Here is a 1,540-nt window from a genome sequence, read left to right on the forward strand (position 1 = left end):
TGAATCTAAAGAAGATTCTACTACAGAGGCTGCTTCTAAAATTGATAAGGACTTACAAGAGCATAAAGCAGCGTTAGAGGCGAAAAAAGTAGAGCTGACAGATTATGCTAATAAGGAGTTCACTAGAATTTATGAGGAAGAAAAAGAGAATATACGTGTTCTCTGGTTAGAGGCTAATCGAAAAGCAGAAAGAGATATGGAAGCCCATACGATAGCCGAAGGATCCGCAGCTTTAGATACATTAAATGCTGAATTAGAAGCTGCAACAACAGCAGCGCTTTCTGAGCTAGAAGCAGCGATAGAAGCTTCCAAGTCAGGTCTTCAGGCTACCATTGACAATCATGTGGATACTAAAACGGATGATTTGAAGGGCAAAATAGACAAAGAATTAGCAGACTTTACGCTTTGGACACAAATGATGACTAACTTCATGATTCAGACCCAAACCGATGCAATAGAAGCAGCTGCAAAAGATTTAGAGACAGCAGCGTTAACTTCTATGCAGGATTTAGTAAATGGGATAAATGAATAGGAATTCGGTAAGGTTACCAGGTTAGGGAAGATTACACCTTAAGATGGAGGATGTGAAATGAAGAGATATTCTAAATATGTTCAAAAATATAAGGTGGTTCTCCTTGTCTTTCTTATCCTGTTTGCTATGGCGATAGGGGGGGGTATTAGAACTGCTTTAGCTGATCAAGACATTGCACTTATGATGAGTAATTGGTTTAACAAGAAGAAAGAAGCTTCCGTAGCAGATATAGAACAAGCGATTACAAAGGAAAAACAAATTCTTTTAAATGACCTTGAAGTTTCTTTATCTAGCGAAATGCAGAAAGCGGCAGACCAATTAGTGTCGTTTACTAATCTTGAAAAGCAAAATAGGATTATATCTTTAAACGAGTATGCTGAGTCATTAAAGTCTCAGATGAAAATAGATAACACTGAACAGGAGAAAATTATTCAGAATAACCTAGATGCTATCATTGCGCATGCAAAGGCTCAAATGGATGGACAAGCTAAGGAACTAACATTACTACCGATTCCCCCTGTAACAGAGGAAAAAGAGAAAGAAACTCCTAACGTTCCATTAGAGAATGAAGAAGAGCAAGGAAAAGGGGAACAAGAAGAGCGTCCTAATAATACAGATCAGGAAGGAGAAAAGAAAACAACCCCTATAGATGATAAGGATAATACAGTCGATCCGATAGTAGGAGCTGATAAACCACAGGTAGTTGATATCTATTCCATTACAGATTGGTTTAACCCACCTAATATACAAGGTGTTCTTGTGGAAGAGGTTGAAATCCCAAATGGCGTATTTTCAATTAATAATTCATTTTCCGATATATTAATGAATCCTCAAGCCGCGGATTCCATGAGAAGTATACTTCGGGGAATTGAAAAGCACCCACAATTCGCTGAAATCCAATATAAGTCAATAGATGAAATGTCTCGAATATGCCCTGCTTTGTTTAATGAAACCATTTTATATATGCTTAACAAATCGCTTGTTCAAATAAAAATATAATAAAAAATT

General features: G+C 36.9%; 2 protein-coding genes. Both read left to right on the forward strand.

Annotated elements, in window-relative coordinates; genetic code table 11:
- Positions 1-532 (forward strand): hypothetical protein (locus tag AC06OU_RS13470; RefSeq protein WP_475856418.1); only part of this gene is annotated, 532 nt, incomplete at its 5' end.
- Positions 533-589: 57 nt separating this feature from the next.
- Complete coding sequence (locus AC06OU_RS13475) at positions 590-1,531, forward strand: hypothetical protein (RefSeq protein ID WP_475856420.1); 942 nt, start codon at positions 590-592, stop codon at positions 1,529-1,531.
- Positions 1,532-1,540: the final 9 nt, after the last annotated feature.

This window comes from Psychrobacillus sp. (assembly GCF_056205495.1).

Excerpts from the sequence above, each read along its gene's own strand:
- AC06OU_RS13475 (WP_475856420.1), top strand. The coding sequence starts at position 590 with ATGAAGAGATATTCTAAATATGTTCAAAAATATAAGGTGGTTCTCCTT.